Annotated in this window: 19 protein-coding genes; 11 read left to right on the top strand and 8 right to left on the bottom strand. The window is 44.4% G+C overall.

Annotation, left to right across the window (positions count from 1 at the left end; translation table 11 throughout):
- The first annotated feature begins 169 nt into the window (after nucleotides 1–169).
- A complete protein-coding gene (locus tag IM485_RS03000) occupies nucleotides 170–511 on the top strand; it encodes a DUF952 domain-containing protein (RefSeq protein WP_104395528.1) in 342 nt (113 codons plus the stop codon).
- Here the strand turns inward: IM485_RS03000 and IM485_RS02995 are convergent.
- Together IM485_RS02995 and cofG are read right to left on the bottom strand one after the other, a co-directional pair.
- Complete coding sequence (locus IM485_RS02995; protein WP_287741174.1) at nucleotides 488–1,801, bottom strand: cytosine deaminase; 1,314 nt, start codon at nucleotides 1,799–1,801, stop codon at nucleotides 488–490. The genes IM485_RS03000 and IM485_RS02995 overlap by 24 nt on opposite strands.
- A gap of 474 nt (nucleotides 1,802–2,275) precedes the next feature.
- Entirely contained in the window at nucleotides 2,276–3,163 is an 888-nt protein-coding gene (cofG, locus tag IM485_RS02990) for a 7,8-didemethyl-8-hydroxy-5-deazariboflavin synthase subunit CofG (protein WP_287741171.1), read from the bottom strand.
- Nucleotides 3,164–3,275: 112 nt separating this feature from the next.
- Here cofG and IM485_RS02985 point away from each other — a divergent pair, with 112 nt between their 5' ends.
- Nucleotides 3,276–4,940 carry a transglutaminase domain-containing protein gene (locus IM485_RS02985; RefSeq protein ID WP_104395525.1) on the top strand — a complete coding sequence of 555 codons (1,665 nt, stop codon included), beginning with the start codon at nucleotides 3,276–3,278 and terminating at the stop codon, nucleotides 4,938–4,940.
- Here the strand turns inward: IM485_RS02985 and IM485_RS02980 are convergent.
- The 3 genes from IM485_RS02980 to IM485_RS02970 form a co-directional block, all read right to left on the bottom strand.
- On the bottom strand, nucleotides 4,937–5,203 hold the full coding sequence (locus tag IM485_RS02980; protein WP_104395524.1) for a hypothetical protein: 267 nt from the start codon (nucleotides 5,201–5,203) through the stop codon (nucleotides 4,937–4,939). The two genes, IM485_RS02985 and IM485_RS02980, sit on opposite strands and share 4 nt — an antisense overlap.
- Before the next feature lie 204 nt (nucleotides 5,204–5,407).
- Nucleotides 5,408–5,995 (bottom strand): hypothetical protein, encoded by a 588-nt coding sequence (locus IM485_RS02975; RefSeq protein ID WP_287741168.1) that lies wholly within the window; start codon nucleotides 5,993–5,995, stop codon nucleotides 5,408–5,410.
- Entirely contained in the window at nucleotides 5,985–6,257 is a 273-nt protein-coding gene (locus IM485_RS02970; protein ID WP_002736556.1) for a hypothetical protein, read from the bottom strand. Before IM485_RS02970 ends, IM485_RS02975 begins: the two co-directional genes overlap by 11 nt.
- Nucleotides 6,258–6,492: 235 nt before the next feature.
- Between IM485_RS02970 and IM485_RS02965 the strand changes: the two genes are divergently transcribed.
- From IM485_RS02965 to IM485_RS02940, 6 genes are all read left to right on the top strand, one after another.
- On the top strand, nucleotides 6,493–7,263 hold the full coding sequence (locus IM485_RS02965) for a sirohydrochlorin chelatase (RefSeq protein WP_502882155.1): 771 nt from the start codon (nucleotides 6,493–6,495) through the stop codon (nucleotides 7,261–7,263).
- A complete protein-coding gene (gene folK, locus IM485_RS02960) occupies nucleotides 7,260–7,724 on the top strand; it encodes a 2-amino-4-hydroxy-6-hydroxymethyldihydropteridine diphosphokinase (RefSeq protein WP_287741165.1) in 465 nt (154 codons plus the stop codon). Before IM485_RS02965 ends, folK begins: the two co-directional genes overlap by 4 nt.
- A gap of 23 nt (nucleotides 7,725–7,747) precedes the next feature.
- The gene (locus IM485_RS02955) at nucleotides 7,748–7,897 is read left to right on the top strand and encodes a hypothetical protein (protein ID WP_287741162.1); all 150 of its coding nucleotides are present in this window, start codon (nucleotides 7,748–7,750) and stop codon (nucleotides 7,895–7,897) included.
- Nucleotides 7,898–7,909: 12 nt separating this feature from the next.
- Nucleotides 7,910–9,274: a GTP-binding protein gene (locus tag IM485_RS02950; RefSeq protein ID WP_104395522.1), complete on the top strand. Its 1,365-nt coding sequence runs from the start codon at nucleotides 7,910–7,912 to the stop codon at nucleotides 9,272–9,274.
- A gap of 139 nt (nucleotides 9,275–9,413) precedes the next feature.
- Complete coding sequence (locus IM485_RS02945; RefSeq protein WP_104395521.1) at nucleotides 9,414–9,935, top strand: hypothetical protein; 522 nt, start codon at nucleotides 9,414–9,416, stop codon at nucleotides 9,933–9,935.
- A gap of 171 nt (nucleotides 9,936–10,106) precedes the next feature.
- Nucleotides 10,107–11,960, top strand: coding sequence for a peptidoglycan D,D-transpeptidase FtsI family protein (locus IM485_RS02940; protein WP_287741158.1), 1,854 nt, complete (start codon nucleotides 10,107–10,109; stop codon nucleotides 11,958–11,960).
- Nucleotides 11,961–12,634: 674 nt separating this feature from the next.
- On the opposite strand, the gene IM485_RS02935 is transcribed toward IM485_RS02940, so the two are convergent.
- Complete coding sequence (locus tag IM485_RS02935; RefSeq protein ID WP_287741155.1) at nucleotides 12,635–13,372, bottom strand: PEP-CTERM sorting domain-containing protein; 738 nt, start codon at nucleotides 13,370–13,372, stop codon at nucleotides 12,635–12,637.
- Between the two features lie 488 nt (nucleotides 13,373–13,860).
- Between IM485_RS02935 and IM485_RS02930 the strand changes: the two genes are divergently transcribed.
- From IM485_RS02930 to grrA, 3 genes are all read left to right on the top strand, one after another.
- Nucleotides 13,861–15,030 (top strand): PQQ-dependent sugar dehydrogenase, encoded by a 1,170-nt coding sequence (locus IM485_RS02930; RefSeq protein WP_287741152.1) that lies wholly within the window; start codon nucleotides 13,861–13,863, stop codon nucleotides 15,028–15,030.
- Between the two features lie 88 nt (nucleotides 15,031–15,118).
- Nucleotides 15,119–16,018, top strand: coding sequence for an extracellular substrate binding-like orphan protein GrrP (grrP, locus tag IM485_RS02925; RefSeq protein ID WP_104395517.1), 900 nt, complete (start codon nucleotides 15,119–15,121; stop codon nucleotides 16,016–16,018).
- A 14-nt stretch (nucleotides 16,019–16,032) separates the two neighbouring features.
- On the top strand, nucleotides 16,033–16,407 hold the full coding sequence (grrA, locus tag IM485_RS02920; RefSeq protein WP_104395516.1) for a GrrA/OscA1 family cyclophane-containing rSAM-modified RiPP: 375 nt from the start codon (nucleotides 16,033–16,035) through the stop codon (nucleotides 16,405–16,407).
- A gap of 74 nt (nucleotides 16,408–16,481) precedes the next feature.
- Here grrA and IM485_RS02915 read toward each other — a convergent pair whose 3' ends face one another.
- Complete coding sequence (locus IM485_RS02915) at nucleotides 16,482–16,640, bottom strand: DUF2887 domain-containing protein (RefSeq protein WP_464472984.1); 159 nt, start codon at nucleotides 16,638–16,640, stop codon at nucleotides 16,482–16,484.
- Nucleotides 16,641–16,669: 29 nt separating this feature from the next.
- A partial coding sequence (locus IM485_RS02910; RefSeq protein WP_287741147.1) for an Rpn family recombination-promoting nuclease/putative transposase occupies nucleotides 16,670–17,045 on the bottom strand: 376 nt, incomplete at its 5' end.

Genomic DNA, 17,045 nt, shown 5'->3' with positions numbered 1-17,045 from the left:
GACTATCAAGAGATTTTGAGGACGTTATCGGCCATTTTTTTCTGGTCAGTGGTCGGACAAATTTCTTGTCTTTGATTCCCTGACCCCTAGTTTAAGAGAATTGAGGGCTGCTGACAGCTTCAGGCTATATCCTAAAATTAGGGATAAAGTGACAGTAGGAGGCGAACCGATGATCTATCACATCACCACAGAAAGAGGTTGGCAAATAGCTCGTGAAATGGGGGAATATCGGGCGTATTCCCTAACAAATGAGGGATTTATCCATTGCTCCACCTTAGAACAAATTCCGAAAGTTGTGGCCGCTTTTTATCAAAATCAGCCAGATTTGCTGGTTTTAGCCATTTCTCTCGAACAATTGCAGTCCCCGGTCAAATGGGAGCAGCCCCAGCATCCTAACCCAGAAAATGCCACTTTAGAGCTAGAAAAAGAGACCTTTCCCCATATTTACGGTGCTATCAACCTAGAATCGGTGGTTTTTGTCAAACCCTTACAGGAGTTGCTCAATTCCTAGAACTAAATCATCTAACTCTTGGTAATCGGGGAGAGTAGTATCGATGCTCAACCCGCGCCGAATCACGAGGCGATCCCACTGTGGTCGCGATAATAGCTCGCTAAAGTAGCGAGCCTTGAAAATTAACAAATTTGCCTCTAGACCCGTCTTAATGCGCCCTAAATGGGGCAATCCGAGCAGATTTGCTGGGGTGAGGGTGACACTATTTACCCAGTCAGCGTAGGGTGTGTCGAGATGAGCAATCCGCACCGCTTGGGTAAAGACTTCTAAACCATCGTGATCCCCAAAACCATAAAAGGGATCGCGACAGTTATCGCTGGCAAAAGCAACCGGAATTCCCGCTTTTTTCATCTCTTTTATCTTAGTTGTCCCGCGCCAAAAAGGGGTTTTTTCCTCTTGACGATCCTGTAGGTAGAGATTGCACATCGGCAAGCTAACGATAGCAATGCCCGCATTTTTGACTAAATTTAGGGTTTCTTGGATTATTTCAGGCGATTGTACCGCTAAACTGCAACAGTGACCACAGATGATTTGTCCAGAAAATTGCTCTTTGATGGCAGTACGCGCGATCGCTGCTAAACAGGTAGAATCGGAATCGCCGTTTTCATCCAGATGAAAATCGAGATTTAAACCCCTTTCTTGGGCTAATTTGAAGGTAATATCAATTTGTGCCTGTAAATCGGGATTTGTGTAGGCTACTCCCCCTAATATGCCCCCAAATTCGGCGATTTTATCGGCTAAGGCCGCTCCCTCGGAGGTTTGATAGTAGTCAAGGGAAACTAGAGAAACCGCTTGCAGGGTGATTTTACCGGCCCATTGTCGTTGCAATTCTGCCAAAGCAGTTAAGCTAATCTGTGCCTGTTGACCAAAAGAGTCGATATGGGTGCGAATAGCGGCGGTTCCGTGGGCATAACTGCATTTAACGCCGAATTCCATGCGACGATACACATCCTCTAAGCGCCACTCCCGTCGGGAATCCTCTAGAACCATTTTTAAGGCACTGTCAAAAGTGCCATCATGGTTAGGACAACGGTGCCAACTATGACCTTTATCGAGATGGGTGTGCATATCGACAAAGCAAGGAAAAACAATCTTTTTTTTGAGGTCAATAACGGGAATATTATCTTCGGGGGGGATTGTTGAGGTGATGCGATTAATGTTACCGTCATTAATTTCCAGATTAACTAAGGTTAATCCCTCGGCGGTTTGGGGAGAAAAACCCTCATTTTCTAGGAGGGAAACGGGAATATGAGCATTTTTGAGCCAGTAGCGCTCGCTTGAGGGAATCATAAGACCTCTGGTAAAAATCAAAAATTGTTGTTAGGGTTAGGAGTCGGTCGTCGGTGCATCTCACATTTGCAGGAATACCGACAATCAGCAATTATCAGTAACTCTTAGATGATTACAAATGTATCAGCAGCTGCGTGTAAGCATCCCACCGAAAAACTAATGCGCGGGGGGTTTGGGGGCGGCACTTCGACACGCTCAGTGACCGCGCCACGCCCCCAACGGGGGGTTTGGGGGGTAGAACCCCCCAAAAGCTTGGATTGAGTGATAAAATTCGGAAGTAATGCCCGATCTTAGCCGAGAGTTTCCCCGTAAAAATCCCAATTGGTAGATTTACAAAAATGAGATGCAGCCTCGGTCGTCGGTCGTCAGGAGAATTAAGAATGAATAATAATCAATTATGCGGTATTAAGTAAGGAGTGTTAAATGGCATTAACAGTGCTATCTTTTCCCTGATTACTGATCACTGATTACTGATTACTGATAAACCGGCAGACGCGCCTTTAATTCCCAGCCATAAACTGCTAAAAATTCCTTTAATTTATTGGGGTGTAAATGGAGGTAATCGGGATTAACTTCATCGATAATGCCAATACCGCCTAAATCCCGCGCTCCTGCCGCTAAACAATCCAAAAGAAAAAGAGGATCGGGTACTAAATTCGGGGGAATTTGAATGACAATATCCGGTGGCAAAATTTCCCTGGCTTGCCTAACCAAATCGGGCAGTTTTTGCAGATCAAAAGGATTATTTTGCCACTGTTCTCTTTTACCCGGATTGTAGGGTTGTAGGATCACTTCTTGAATATGTCCCCAACGTTGATGAATAGTGGCAATAGTTTCTAAGGTTACTAAGCGATCGCATTCTGTTTCACCAATTCCTAATAATAAACCCGTGGTAAAAGGAATTCCTAATTCTCCCGCCCATTGTAACTGCTCTAAGCGCAGGGATGGCACTTTACTGGGGGCATGACGATGGACAGTATTTAATAAAGTCACCGTCATTTGTTCTAACATTATGCCCATAGATAGATTGACATTTTTCAGTTTTTCCATCTCGGCAAAAGTTAAAATACCTGCATTGGTATGGGGATAAAAACCCATATTTAAAGCCAATGCTGCTAAATTGTAAATATGCCGAAACCATAACTCTCGATTGGGTGCTAAAGGATGAACTTCCCCGCTAAGAATTAAAATTTCCGTAATTTCCGAACCCTGCAAAGCAGTTAAAATCTCTTTGGCTTTTTCCAAACTTAACCAGCCATCAGTGCCTAAATCCCTGCGAAAATTACAATAACTGCAACGATTGAAACACTCGTAGGTAGGTACAAGGGTATGAGAGGGACTATAGGTGACAATTCTTGACATTTTTTTCGGAATTGGAGTTCATTACGAGCATTCAAGGGCGAGAAAATTTGCTATCGTGGGGAGAATTGCTGTTTTATTCACTTAAAAACGCTCTCCCTTTTCGCTTCCTCCTATGATTTTCGATCCTGCCAGTCTTCCCTCCCATCGTCAAACGATTCGTCCGATTAGCGCCACGGCTCTGCACGGAATTGTATTTCAAGATGACAAATTAATCGCTATCGACGCAAAAAACGGCTATTTATACCAAATTGTCCTCGATAATGGTCATACAAGCGTACTTAATTCCCATCGCTGGCAAGAATTCGTCGGGACGACGGGATTGGCAATCGATGATCAAAATAACCTCTGGTTTACCACTCGCGAAAATCTCTACTGCTGCACTCTCGAAGATTTTACCCCGAAATTTTTTACCCGTCTTCCCTACACCGCTAACGGAGTCGCCGTAACTGGTAACACAATTTATGTCACTTGTCAACGTTCTGGACAAATCTTTATATTTGATCGCCAATCGGGACAGGAAATTACTCGTTTGTACGCGCCTGGTATCGGCATCGAAAATATCACCATTCGCGGGGAAGAACTTTGGTTAACGGATACCCTAGAACAAACGGTTTACTGTCTTGATCGCGCCACGGGAGAACAGCTTTTTAGCATGATAACTCCTTTTGAATCACCGACGGGATTAGCATTTTATCGCGATGCGAACAGTGGCAAGGATATCCTATATGTAGCCTATGCTTTCCAAGAACCCTTTATCCGCGATAATCCCAATTCCGAACAGGTTTACGAACTTAGTTATCGTCCGCGTACTTTTGTCCATCCTCTATATTTTCACTACGATCCCGCTAAAAAATACGCCCTTTCTAATGGTTATCTGATTGAATTATCCTACGTCGAGGAATTAGAACCTCTCTATAATATCGAACTAAAAGATGTGGAATGGCGCATCGCTTTACCCTTAGAAACACCACGGCAAAAAATTCGCAGCGTCGAAGCGGTGGGATTGCCTTTTATTGAAGAAATTCAAGACGGGCAGCGGGTGGCAGTATTTAAGTTCGATCAAATAACTGCCAAACAACGTCATATTTTTGGGTGGAAAGTGGTCCTAGAAGTGTGGGGAATTAAATACCAAATTACCCCCCAAGATTGCGAAGATTTACCCCCCTTACCCGCCGATTTTCCCGATCGCTATTTGATCGATAATGATGATCTGGCCATGAATACAGAAATTATCCTCAATGCTGCCGAAGAAGCGATCGGTCGGGAAACCAATCTCCTCCGAAAAGTTTATAGTATTCGTAACTACGTCTATGATCAGCTTTCCTACGGCATCAAACCCAACATCGACACCCCCGATATTGCCCTGCGGCGCGGAGTGGGTTCCTGTGGCGAATATGTGGGTTTATTATTGGCTTTGTGTCGTCTCAATGGTATTGCCTGTCGCACAGTAGGACGCTATAAATGCCCACCCCATCCCCTCGAACGTAATTTACCCCTCGAACCGGATTACAATCACGTCTGGATGGAATTTTATCTTCCCTCTATCGGTTGGGTTCCCATGGAGTCCAATCCCGATGATATTTTTGAAGGCGGTCCCTATCCCAATCGTTTCTTTATGGGTTTAGCTTGGTATCACACGGAAATTGCCAAAGATATCCCCTTTGAACGAATGCTCAGTGAAGGACAACCGGTGTTAAAAACCCAAGTTCCCATCGGCGATTTAGCGATTAATCACGTTCAATTCATCATTCTTGAGGAATTAGCCCCAAAAGACTAGAATTCTGACCCATCATCTAGGATGCCCATTTCTCTATCTCTGGCTTCTTTGAGTTCTTTGACCATTTGCAAACCCGCGCCCACACAGAAGCCCAGAGCTGCCCCGGCACCGGTCAAATAACGTCCATAGATGATTTGATAGCTATAGGGATTTTTATAGTTGACTTGGCTGGGATTGCGTTCAATGCGGCTAATGCCATAACCGATACCTGCTCCGACTAAAGCCGTCACTAGGCCTGAAAATAGAACTAGACGAAAGTTCATGATCTTATCTCCCGATGGACTCTGACTTTAGATTATCGCTGAAAATTAGTTAATGGCAAGCGATCGCAATAATTCGTTATCAAGTGAACCAAATCACCAACAAAACTGGAACTGTGGATAGGAAACCATAGGATTTATCGAATCGTCAAAAAACCAATCTTTCCCTATAGGTAGTTATTGGTAAAAGTTAAGGTGATTTATCTATTACCAGACTTTTTTTACTCCTGTAGGTAAACCAACTCGCATAAAAAATCTAGCGAAAGCTTGAGATAAATGTTCACGATAGGGAGGACGTAAACGAAGTCGAGATTCCTGTTTATTTTGCAAGAAGGATTCCAAAAAAGTCCTCGGTAAAGTGTACACATCATGAAAATCAACTATTCGATGAGTTAATTTTAGGTTGCCGATTTCCCCTTCGTTGAGCATAGAAAGATTCCATATATAACCATTTTTAATATCATCACAATATCTCCCCCACGCCTTGGCCGTAGGATTTTGTTTCATATTGTTCATGGCCTGTTCCCAATTTTCTTGATATTGGCTGAGAGCAAAGTGAGGGCAAAGGATGACATTGTTGACTTTCTTGTTTTCTAAGTCGCAGCCTTGGGTGATAACAACCAGATCAATCTCAGCTACTTCCACTAAGGATCGAAGGGTTTCAATTTCTGTTTGATTGCTTACCTCAACAGATTTAGAAGCCCAACGAACCACAGGACAATTAAGAATAATATCCCCTTGGGTTAACTCAACATTTGCATCTACCGCCTCATACCAAAGGTCATTAGTTATCATCTTCGATTCGAGACTTATCAATTATAACACAAGGTTTCCAAGTGGATTTTTCCTGAGATTTAATGTTTACTTCTTCGGAAAATAAGATTTTCGGTTGATGAGAAACTACAAAAACTCCTCGACAATCCAGTTCATCATCATCATCTTCTGCTGCGTCTATCCGGCAAGATTCTGATGATAAAACTGTAGGTAATTTTACCACTTCTATTAGGGGTGGTTGTTCGTAGGAGGGTAATTGTTTACTGTCTGTTTCCACTTTCACGTTAACTGCCTCGTTGACTAAGTTGGGCGATTAATTAGGTTATACCTCAACATCTAGACTAACTCAAGCCGGCGGGCTGATTTGCTCACACTTTACATTGCGTAAAATGGTAGCACTTCCCACTAATGGGGACGTTTCCCCCTTACCAGCTAAATTGAGAATATCAGGGGCATTGATGCCTAAAGGGAGACAAAATGTATTAGGCTAAAAACTAAACTATTTTGGCAAGATTTCTTTGAAGACCTCCTCAGCCTACTTATTGGTTTTCCACGGTAGCCGCGATCCGCGTCCAGCCATGGCGGTGACACAATTAGCAGCCTTAGTTCAAGAAAAAATTAGTCAACCCGCCGAAAGATTGGCGAGTAAATCGGAGTTTAGCCGATCTATAGCGGTTCTAGAAGCAGATAATCGGGTATTAGTAGGGACTGCCGCCCTAGAATTAGCGATAACACCTCTCAATCAACAAATAGAAGCTTTTGCCCAACAAGCACAAAGCCAAGGATGTAACCGGTTGCAGATTATCCCCCTGTTTCTCCTGTCGGGGGTTCACGTTAAAGAAGATATTCCCGCGGCCGTGGCCAAAGTGCGATCACCGATCAAGCTAGAGTTAAAGCCCCATTTAGGCAGTTATCAGGGGATAAAATCGCTGTTATCCCGACAATTTGCTGATTTAAGCCCCCAAGACCGCATTTTACTGTCCCACGGTAGTCGTCGCCCCGGGGGTAATCGGGAAGTGGAAAATCTAGCGGCGTTTTTTGGGGCAATTACAGCTTATTGGTCGATAGAACCGAGTTTATGCCAACAAATCGAGAGTTTAATCGCTCAAGGTAGCCAAAAAATCGCTATACTGCCCTATTTCCTCTTTGCTGGTGGAATTACGGATGCGATCGAAGCCCAAGTTTTTGAACTATCACAAAAGCATCCAAATGTCAATATATTTTTAGGTAAATCTTTAGGGGCGACGGGGGAATTAGCCGAGATTATTGTTGAGGAAGGGTGTGGATGAAGCGGGCAGCGATCGCTCTGGGCAGTAATTTAGGAGATTCAGCGACAATTTTAGGGCAAGCTTTAGGGGAATTAGAGCGAGTCAAAGGAATTAAACTAGAAGCTCATTCCCAATGGCATCAAACCGCAGCTATCGGGCCGCCTCAGCCCGATTATCTCAACGGTTGCGCCATTGTGCAAGTGGATTTATCTCCCTTAGAATTACTGCATAAATTATTAGAAATCGAACAGTTATTCGGGAGAGTCCGACGGGAAAGATGGGGACCGCGTACCCTCGATTTAGACTTAATATTTTATGAGGACCTGATCTTAGAAACGCCCGAATTACAGATACCCCATCCCCGCTGCCGAGAAAGGGCCTTTGTGCTGCTTCCCCTGGCAGAAATTGCCCCCGATTGGCGAGATCCCGTAACCAGAAAAACTATCCTTCAGCTATTGGGCCAATTGGGATTGGCGGAGTAGGATGTTAGGTGTTAGGGTTTTAGTTGAAATTCCCCCATCTCTCCTACTCCCCACACCCCACGTCCCCACGTCCCCACGTCCCCACGTCCCCATCTCCCCTAACCCCAGATAACCCCATCTTAGTTACCGCCCCGAAACTCTACAATAAAGGCAGCAGCGTTAATAAACAGTAAAGAAAATCAACCGTGACCAAGACCCCATCGATCGAGGAAACTCATTACAATCAGGCTAAGGCTAGTTTACAACAGGCCTTAACTTGGTATGCCAGTTTTCGCCGCCATTGGAATTATCCCCCCGATCCCCAACTTCAGGCCGCCGTTAAACAGGATTTGCAGTCCTTAAAATCGGCCTTGGATAAACTGGATGAAACGGTGATTCGGGTGGCAGCCTTCGGGTTAGTCAGTCGCGGTAAATCCTCGGTGGTCAACGCTTTAGTCGGTCAAAAAGTCCTGACAACCGGCCCCCTGCACGGGGTGACACGCTGGCCGCGATCGGTGCGTTGGACACCAGCCACGGGTAAAATTCAGATAGAATTAATCGATACCCCCGGATTGGATGAGATTGAAGGGGAAGCGCGGGCGAATATGGCCAGAGAAGTCGCTAAAAGTGCCGATTTGATTTTATTTATCGTTGCGGGGGATATTACCCGGACTGAATACGAGGCATTAGGAGAATTGCGCGGGGCGAAAAAACCGATCATTTTGGTGTTTAATAAGATTGATCTCTATCCGGAAGCTGATCGCCGTCAGATTTTTCAGCAGTTACAGAGATTAGGAACCAATCGGGACGAAAAAACGTTAGAAGATTTGTTAACTAGCGATGAGATAGTTATGGTAGCCGCCGAACCGCAACCGATTCCCGTCCGGGTGGAATACCCCGATGGGCGCGTGGTGACTGAGTGGGAAACCCCTCCCCCCCAAATTGAGGAGCTGCAAGATAAACTCTTAACGATTTTAAATCGGGAAGGGCGATCGCTACTGGCCTTAAATGCTTTAGTGCAAGGGCAAGAAGCGGAGGAAAATATCGCTAGAAAAACCCTAGAACTCCGGGACAGTCAAGCGGAGGAAATTATTTGGCAATACGCGAAATATAAGGCTTTAGCGATTGCGGCCAATCCGATCGCTATTTTAGACCTCCTGGGGGCTTCAATCGTCGATTTGACTCTAGTTCGGGCTTTAGCTCGTTTGTACGGCTTGCCGATTACCAGTCACCAAGCTGGTCAACTCTGGCGGACTCTACTTTTGAGTAGTGCGGGGTTGCTGGTGGGGGAAATCCTCAGCACTGTGATTATCGGTTTGGGCAAAACGGCAGCGGCAGCGGCGAGTATTTTTGAAAATCCCACCTCTTTAACCCTCTACGGTAGTACCGCTCTCCTACAGGGAGCAATTGCCGCTTATGGAACCTATACCATCGGGAAAGCCGCTAAAATCTATCTAGAACGCGGTTGTAGTTGGGGGGCATCTGGACCAAGTACGGTGATTAATCAAATTCTCGCTCAAGTTCATCCGCAAACTATCTTATATCGTTTACGTCTAGAGCTAGAACAGTGATTTTAAAGGAAAAAGTAGAAAGGAAAAAGGAAAAAAGGCAACAGTTATCAATTAAATATTTCCTCCTGATGACCGACTCCTAATTTTAGAAACTTAATTTTTGACAACGACAACTAGCTAGAAATATTGAGAGAAAATCATGTCTGCTGCCCATAATTCCTATATTCCCGTTCCCGTTTCTCGCCAAAAAAGCCAACCGACTCAACCTCGTCCCCAGTCACCAGTAAATCAGACGACCCCAACAGTAAAACCGACGACTAAATCGGTGGTGAGAGTTCCCGTGGCCCCGACACAAAAACAATTAGCCTCGCGTCAATTACGTTTCCTTTGCCTCCTAGAAAAAATAGTAGCTGTGATTACTTTTTGTCTGTTGGGTTCAACTCTGGGAATATATGCTTGGACGGTGTATATTCCCAAGGTTTGGGACAAAGAATTTGGTAAACTAGAAACACTGCAACGTCACGAGCGCCATCTTTTGGCCACCAATGAAACCCTTAAACATCAACTAGCTCAACAAGCAGAAAAACCCGAAACGGGATTGACTCATCCCCAACCCTTCCAAACTATCTTTTTACAGCGTAAATCTGCCCCGAACCTGAAACCTGCCCCCGCTTCTCAACCCCAATCTACCGTCAATTCTCGACCCAGAAGTGCCTATTAACAGTTATCAGTTATCAGTTATCAGTGGGTAAGTTAACAGTTATCAAATGTGAGTTTTTAAGTGTGCAGTATTAAATAGGAGTTTCCTACTGTCTTTTCACTGATTACTGGTTACTGATCACTGACTACTGGTTACTTTTCACTGCTCACTGATCACTGAAAGATACTTCTCATGACTGATACAAAAAGACCCAAATTTAGAGGTAAAGAAACTCGATCGCCCTCTGGCAGGATCCGGGACAGAAAGTCCTATTTAAACGCCAAAAAACAGCAACAACAGTTAAAAAAATTGCCTTTGAGTAACGGGCGATTAGTGGTGGTGTGGTTGATTTTAGTCATGGGTATTTTGGGGTTAGCTTGGCGATTGTACCAGTTGCAAATAGTACAAGCACAGGAATTGCAAAAAAGAGCCAGACAACAGCAAACCACCAGTATTAGACCCTATATTCCCCGACGGGCTATAGTCGATAGTAATGGTAATGTTTTGGCAACCGATCGCTTGATTTATACTCTTTATGTACACCCAAAACTGTTTGCTATTTCCCCGGCAGAAGTGGCTGATAAATTAGCTCCTTTATTAAATATTCCTACTAATCAACTGATTCAAAGATTTAAAGAAAAAGAAACAGGAATTCGTTTAGCCAATCAATTAACCGAATCCGTGGCTAGGGGCTTAAAACAATTATCTCTTGACGGTGTAGAATTAGAGGAAAAATACGCTCGTTATTATCCCCAAGACGATGTGGCAGCTGACGTGATTGGCTATGTAGATAAAGAACATCGTGGCCAGGCAGGATTAGAAAGAGGTTCCAGTCAGTTATTAGAAAGAGACCCTTTTTCTGTCAATACAAGACGCATGGGAGACGGGCGAATTTTACCAGCTTTTGTTCCCGATGGTATCTTTCAATTTGATGAATTACAGTTAGAAGTAACCCTCGATTTAAAACTACAAAGAGCCGCCCGCACAGCCCTACGAGAACAGCTAAAAAAATTTAATGCTAAACGAGGGGCTGTCATCGTCATGGACTCCCTTGATGGTTCTCTTTTAGCCCTAGTTTGTGAGCCAACTTTTAACCCCAATGAATACTATAAAGCCAATGTGGCTCTATTTAAAAATTGGACCGTAGCCGATCAGTACGAACCAGGGTCAACTTTTAAACCAATTATTGTCGCCATGGCCATGGAAGCGGGGGCAATTAAAGCTAATACGGTAGTCAATGATCCGGGGGCAATTACTGTCGGTCCCTGGACCATTAAAAATGCCTCTAAACAGGGTTATGGGGCGCTAGATATGGCCCGAGTTCTGCAAACCTCTAGTAACGTCGCCATGGTGCAAATTGCCCAAAAAATGGGACGAGTTGATTTCTATAAAAGTTTATTAGGATTGGAAATAAATCAAAGGGTTGGCGTAGATTTACCCGGAGAAGTATCAGGATATCTCAAACCCGAACAAGAATTTCTGGATAATGCCATTGAATCGGCCACCGCTTCCTTTGGTCAAGGTTTATCCCTAACGCCTTTAAAATTAGTACAATTGCACGGTGCGCTGGCTAATGGTGGCACCCTGGTGACTCCCCATGTGATCAAAGGATTAGCCGACGACCGCGGCCGTTTGCACTGGCAGCCTGATTATCCTAGCAAAAAAGTCTTTTCTCCCACCGTGGCCCAGCAAGTGGTGGAAATGATGGAAACCGTCGTCAGCAAAGGGACGGGGGTAGCGGCCCAAATCCCCGGTTATCGCATCGGAGGTAAAACGGGAACCGCACAAAAAGCTAGTCCGACGGGGGGTTATCTACCTAACGCCAAAATTACCAGTTTTGTCGCGATTTTACCGATCGAATCGCCCCGTTATGTGGTTTTGGTGGTGGTGGATGAACCCAAGGGTGCCAATACTTTTGGCTCCACTGTTGCCGCTCCCGTGGCAAAAACGGTGATGAATACGCTCATTTCCCTCAAAGGTATCCCCCCCACCTCCAAGGTCGTTCCGGCGGGTTCTGCGACCAATAAACCCCCGCGCCACGATTAATTTAAGTGTTGAGGAGAAAAGCCGCTAAATTGTCCGGTAACTCCCATTCCACATGGGGTTTAACTAGGACTTGCGGCAAAAAGTTTTTCCTGGGGGCAGGGTGTGGGGTTTGGGGTGTAGGGTTTTACCGATTTTGAGGGGGTCAATTACCTAATTTTCAGGGAAGAAGTACCTGAATTTTCCCCCCGATCCCCGCAATGGCTGGCACTTTTTGAAGGGAAAAAAGTCTAAAAGTCTTATCCAACAAGGTTTTTAGATTTATTTAGCAAACCCTATTTAGTCAATTTTTTCAAGATAAGGGAATCGAGCAATTATTGGGATAAGAAATAAAAACCGATTATATCAATAATGATAAAATCGGGAGAGTCATGGATGAATTCAGAAGTGTTGAATGATAGCTTGATAAAGTAAAAAAGCGACTATCAGATCACATTCTAGTCACACCTAACTGATAATTCCTATTATCATGATGCTAAACTCCTTTGGGGGAATTGTCAAAACAATCTTAAGAAGTTTGAGAGGGTTAGGGATATCTCTCCAGAAGATTTATTGCGGGAATCAGTGGCAGGAAAGCTTGATACCCCTAATTCGGTTAAATTAAGTACCTAAGCAAAATTAATTACAGATCTAAGCCGTTTCCCGTCCCGACTAGGAAATTAATTTTGCACGACTACTTATTGTTTTTGTCGTAACTTTGAAGCGATTCCCAACAGTCCGAAACCTAGCAATCCTAATATCGCGGAAGGTTCGGGAATGGGAGAAGCGTCAAGGGTTACATTATCGAAATTTGTCTGGTCTCCCCATGACGACAGATAAATCTGTAATGGCTTACCGATGAGAGGATCGCCGATGTCACCACTGGTATAGCTAACGGTGACACGTTGGAAAGTTCCGGCAGCGGGAGTAACACTGTTGCTAGATACTAGAGTATTACCGGCTATAAGTCGGATACTGTTGGCTGGAAAGGCAAGACCCTTTCTGCGTCCGATATCCGCACTCAAAGTATATCGCGTGTTCGGTTGCAAAACTTCGGAAAGTGTCTGGGCGATAGTTCCCCCGTTACTGTAGGCTACTTGATTTCCATCAGGAACTGGTTGTCCACCGTAAAACCAATCGTTGCCAGTAAGATTTTGAGATTTGGTTGGATCGAGAACCCCCTGCCACTTACCGTCAGCAGGAGCACTATACCAGCCAGTGATGTTATTAATGCTATAAAACCCGCGAGGATTTGGCAATAGCTGTTCGGGAGCGATCGGGGCTTCAAAGCTATGATTCGCTATGAAAATAGATGCAGCCCTAACTTGCCCCTGCGGAACAATCATCAAACAAGAAGATGCGATCGCTATTTTGAATAACCCTAGCTTATCGCAACCAGCAAAAGAAATTAATTTCGCTAATACTTTTTGAGTCATAGCCTCTATACTCCAAAGGAAGACATTCTAGATTAATCATAGCAACACCTCAAAATTTCAGCAACACCAAGCACTGATCAATCCGTCTTTAGAGTTAATTTTGACTCTCGGTCTAATCTGCCTGTCTTGCTGTGACTCGCTTATAAGTTTTTGGAGATGTCTATTGATTGACCATAGAAATACTTAAGAATACTACATAGATTGAACGTTTAGGCTCCACACCGAAGAGATTATACTAGAAACGGGCCATAGCCTGTCAAGAGTAATGTTCCAAGAACTCGAAGCTATATTTGATCGGACAGTGCTTCAACCCGATGTTCCCTTAGAGCTAACGGTGGGTACGAGGGTAGGAATTCTTGTTGAGAGCGCATTGCCCAATGAAGTCAAACCGCCTAAAATGTTTCTTAAAACTGCCCGGTTTCTAAAATAGGGTGAGCTTGATTAGTCGGGGAAAATTGACCAATATTTGTATGGGGAGTTACCAACTAATGCTTACTTCTCTTAATCGCATTTTCTCGCCTATAGTATCCAGCGTTTTGCTCACCATAATTATCTCCAGTTGTCAAGGTGCAAATGTATTAACTTCGGCGAATAATTCCCAGACAAATCAATGGCAAAAAGTGACCGTAATCGAGGGTTTAGAGCATCCCTGGTCGATGGTTTGGCTACCTAACGGGGAAATCCTCATCACGGAGCGTCCCGGTCGTTTAAGAGTGGTTAGAGAGGGCAAATTAGAACCAAAAGCCATCGCTGGAGTTCCCGAAGTTTTTGCCGTCGGACAAGGAGGATTGCTCGATGTGGCAATTCATCCCCAATTTGCCCAAAATCGCTGGATTTATCTAACTTATGCCCACGGAGACCAGGAGGCTAATCGTACCCGCGTCGCTCGTGCGGTTTATGATGGTGCAAGTTTGCGAGATGTGCAGGTTATTTTTGAAGTTTCCCAGGCAAAAACCGGCTCTCAACACTTCGGTTCGCGGTTATTATGGCTACCGGATGGCACTTTATTGGTAGCGATTGGGGACGGGGGTAATCCTCCCCTACAATTAGCGGGGGATTTAATTAGAAAACAGTCCCAAAATCTGCAAAGTCATTTAGGTAAAATTATCCGCATCAATGACGATGGTTCTATACCGAAAGATAATCCTTTTGCGGGTTCTAAAATTTGGAGTTATGGTCATCGGAATATTCAAGGAATCAGCTTTGATCCGATGACTAAAAGAGTCTGGGCAACAGAACACGGAGCGAAAGGAGGGGACGAATTAAATTTAATTGAAAAGGGTAAAAATTATGGTTGGCCAGTGGTTTCTGCCAGTCAAGAGTACGGCACTAATACCCCAGTTTCCAGCGAAAAATCTCGACTAGGTCTGATCGATCCGAAAACAATTTGGACACCTGCGATCGCTCCTTCAGGATTGGTCTTTTATACCGGTAATCGCTTTCCTGATTGGCAGGGAAATTTATTCGCCGGTGGTTTAGTTTCTAGGGATATTCGTCGTCTGGAAGTGGATAAATCGGGTGAAATTATCAATCAAGAAGCGATTCCCATCGGTCAGAGGGTGCGGGATGTGCGTCAAAGTCCCGAAGGATTTTTATACCTGCTCACCGATGAAGGTAACGGTCAATTAATTCGCCTTGAACCGCCATCTAATTTGTAAAAGTTCACAGAAATTATTATGGAAGCCCTGAAGATTTTTTAGCGAATTCTAGTATAGTTATGTTTGTACGGGAGCAAGCACTCGATTTATGAAGAAAATTTTACAGTTAGTGGGACTGGGTTGCATATTACCTATGTTCCTCGCCAGTGCAAGTTTAGCGGAAACAGTGGTGGAAAAAGTGGCTCGCACGGGATTTTTGACCGTAGGAACCCGTTTTGATGCGATTCCCTACTCCTACATCGATGATAAGGGGGAATTAGTCGGCTATTCTATGGATGTGTTGGAACGAATTAGAAAACGACTGGAAACTCGTCTCGGTCGTCCCGTCACCCTGCAAATGATTGAAGCTAATCAACCCGGAGAGAAAATTAATCTCATTCGTAGCGGGGACATAGATATCGCTTGTAGTACGGCTTTTACTTGGGAAAGGGCGAAAGTTGTCGATTTTTCCATCAGTTACAGCATTTCTGGGATTAGGATTTTAGCCAAAAAAGGTAGTAATCTCTCCACTCCTCAATCCCTAATCGGTAAACGCATCGCCTTGGTTCCCACTTCCGCGGCCGTGGATGTGATTAAATTAGTACAACCGCAAGCGACGATTGTTACTACCTACAGCACTGTAGAAGAAGCGATCGAAGCTTTAAAAACCGGTAAAATCGACGCAATAGCGGGGGATAGCATCTCTTTAGCGGGAACAATCCTCAGAGATAACCCTAAAATCTACGAAATCGTCCCCGAAGAAGCTCTAGCTAATTTTGGCATTGCTTGCATGGTTCCCGAAAATAACTCTACTTTTTTGGATGATGTCAACTATGCCATTGTTAAAATGATGCAGGATTACATCACCAATGATAGGGCCACCGTTAGTCAAATCGATCGCTGGTTCGGTAGTCAAGGCCTGGTTCCCATCCCCCCAGAATTATTAAAGGGGTTTTTTGCCTTCAAAGTTATCGAACACGCCCAAATTAATCCCCAAGAAGCCAAATAGGAGCATAAATTCAGGTGAATATCAGTAATAAAACCGGTTTAGTCGGCTTTCTTCTCGCTTTATCTGCTTTCGGTCTGACTAGCACCGCTCAGGCCGCCTCAGACGAGGGTAATCCCATTGAAGCGCGTTTAAGTCGTCTGTCCAGCGCTGTACGCGAACGAGTTAACCAACTGCCGGAAGGTACTGCCGATCCTAGTTTACAAGCTTTAGGCTGGGGAGATGGTGGCAATCGCGGTTGGGGGAATAGTCGTGCTGGTGGTTGGGTAGATGGTCGCGGTGGTAGTTTTGTTAATGCGCGGCCCTGGCGCAATGGTTGGTCTGACCGTGGTGGTTTCTTTAATTCCCGACCGCGCTGGGGTAATGGTGGCGGTTTCTTAAATCGTTGGTAAGTTAAGGTTGGGTGAGGGGATAACTTTATCCCGGTCCCAACCCCGGTTTTAGGATGAAATCTAGGGTGATTATTTTAAGGCAGAAAGACTCCATCAAGACGAAAGGAAAGTTGTTTGACTTCCACTGAGTCAAAGCGGTAGTTATTCGCTTCGGTGATAGGGAGTTGAATTAATTCAAAGAAGATAGAGGGGAATGATTGAAAGAGTTGATAAAAAATCGTGTCAGTTTTCATGCTTTTATTTTACAAGGTGATCGCATTTTTTATGTCCCGTTTTGTATAGCTCTAACTTGTTCAACCTCTAACTCTAAGGCGGATGCAACTTGCTCAACGCTTAACCCTAAGGCTAACAAACGAGGGACCGCCTCTAATGCTTTGTTTAGTCTGCCTTCCTCGCGACCTTCCTGACGCGCTTCCTCGCGCACATCTTGAAAATACTGAGTCTGTTTTAATTCATCTAAACTAAACATAGTTTCTATCTCCCGACGATTGAGAAGCGGTAACTTATAAACGAGAATCGTCTCTATTAATTGTAAGAGTTCTTGCGGTTTTTGGTCGGGGGTTAATTCTTCCCGCACTCTTTGGATTAATTTTCGGGTGCTATCAATCGCTTTTGCTTTAGATAGGGTGATTAATTGG

It is taken from the genome of Microcystis sp. M169S2, assembly GCF_020245865.1.
Classification (GTDB): domain Bacteria; phylum Cyanobacteriota; class Cyanobacteriia; order Cyanobacteriales; family Microcystaceae; genus Microcystis; species Microcystis ichthyoblabe_A.
This window is presented reverse-complemented; position numbering and strand designations above follow the sequence as displayed.

Excerpts from the sequence above, each read along its gene's own strand:
- cofG (WP_287741171.1), bottom strand. The coding sequence starts at position 3,163 with ATGTCAAGAATTGTCACCTATAGTCCCTCTCATACCCTTGTACCTACC.
- IM485_RS02995 (WP_287741174.1), bottom strand. The coding sequence starts at position 1,801 with ATGATTCCCTCAAGCGAGCGCTACTGGCTCAAAAATGCTCATATTCCC.
- grrP (WP_104395517.1), top strand. The coding sequence starts at position 15,119 with ATGAAGAAAATTTTACAGTTAGTGGGACTGGGTTGCATATTACCTATG.
- IM485_RS02940 (WP_287741158.1), top strand. The coding sequence starts at position 10,107 with ATGACTGATACAAAAAGACCCAAATTTAGAGGTAAAGAAACTCGATCG.
- IM485_RS02930 (WP_287741152.1), top strand. The coding sequence starts at position 13,861 with ATGCTTACTTCTCTTAATCGCATTTTCTCGCCTATAGTATCCAGCGTT.
- IM485_RS02945 (WP_104395521.1), top strand. The coding sequence starts at position 9,414 with ATGTCTGCTGCCCATAATTCCTATATTCCCGTTCCCGTTTCTCGCCAA.
- IM485_RS02975 (WP_287741168.1), bottom strand. The coding sequence starts at position 5,995 with ATGATAACTAATGACCTTTGGTATGAGGCGGTAGATGCAAATGTTGAG.
- IM485_RS02980 (WP_104395524.1), bottom strand. The coding sequence starts at position 5,203 with ATGAACTTTCGTCTAGTTCTATTTTCAGGCCTAGTGACGGCTTTAGTC.
- folK (WP_287741165.1), top strand. The coding sequence starts at position 7,260 with ATGAAGCGGGCAGCGATCGCTCTGGGCAGTAATTTAGGAGATTCAGCG.
- IM485_RS02935 (WP_287741155.1), bottom strand. The coding sequence starts at position 13,372 with ATGACTCAAAAAGTATTAGCGAAATTAATTTCTTTTGCTGGTTGCGAT.
- IM485_RS03000 (WP_104395528.1), top strand. The coding sequence starts at position 170 with ATGATCTATCACATCACCACAGAAAGAGGTTGGCAAATAGCTCGTGAA.
- IM485_RS02985 (WP_104395525.1), top strand. The coding sequence starts at position 3,276 with ATGATTTTCGATCCTGCCAGTCTTCCCTCCCATCGTCAAACGATTCGT.
- IM485_RS02915 (WP_464472984.1), bottom strand. The coding sequence starts at position 16,640 with ATGAAAACTGACACGATTTTTTATCAACTCTTTCAATCATTCCCCTCT.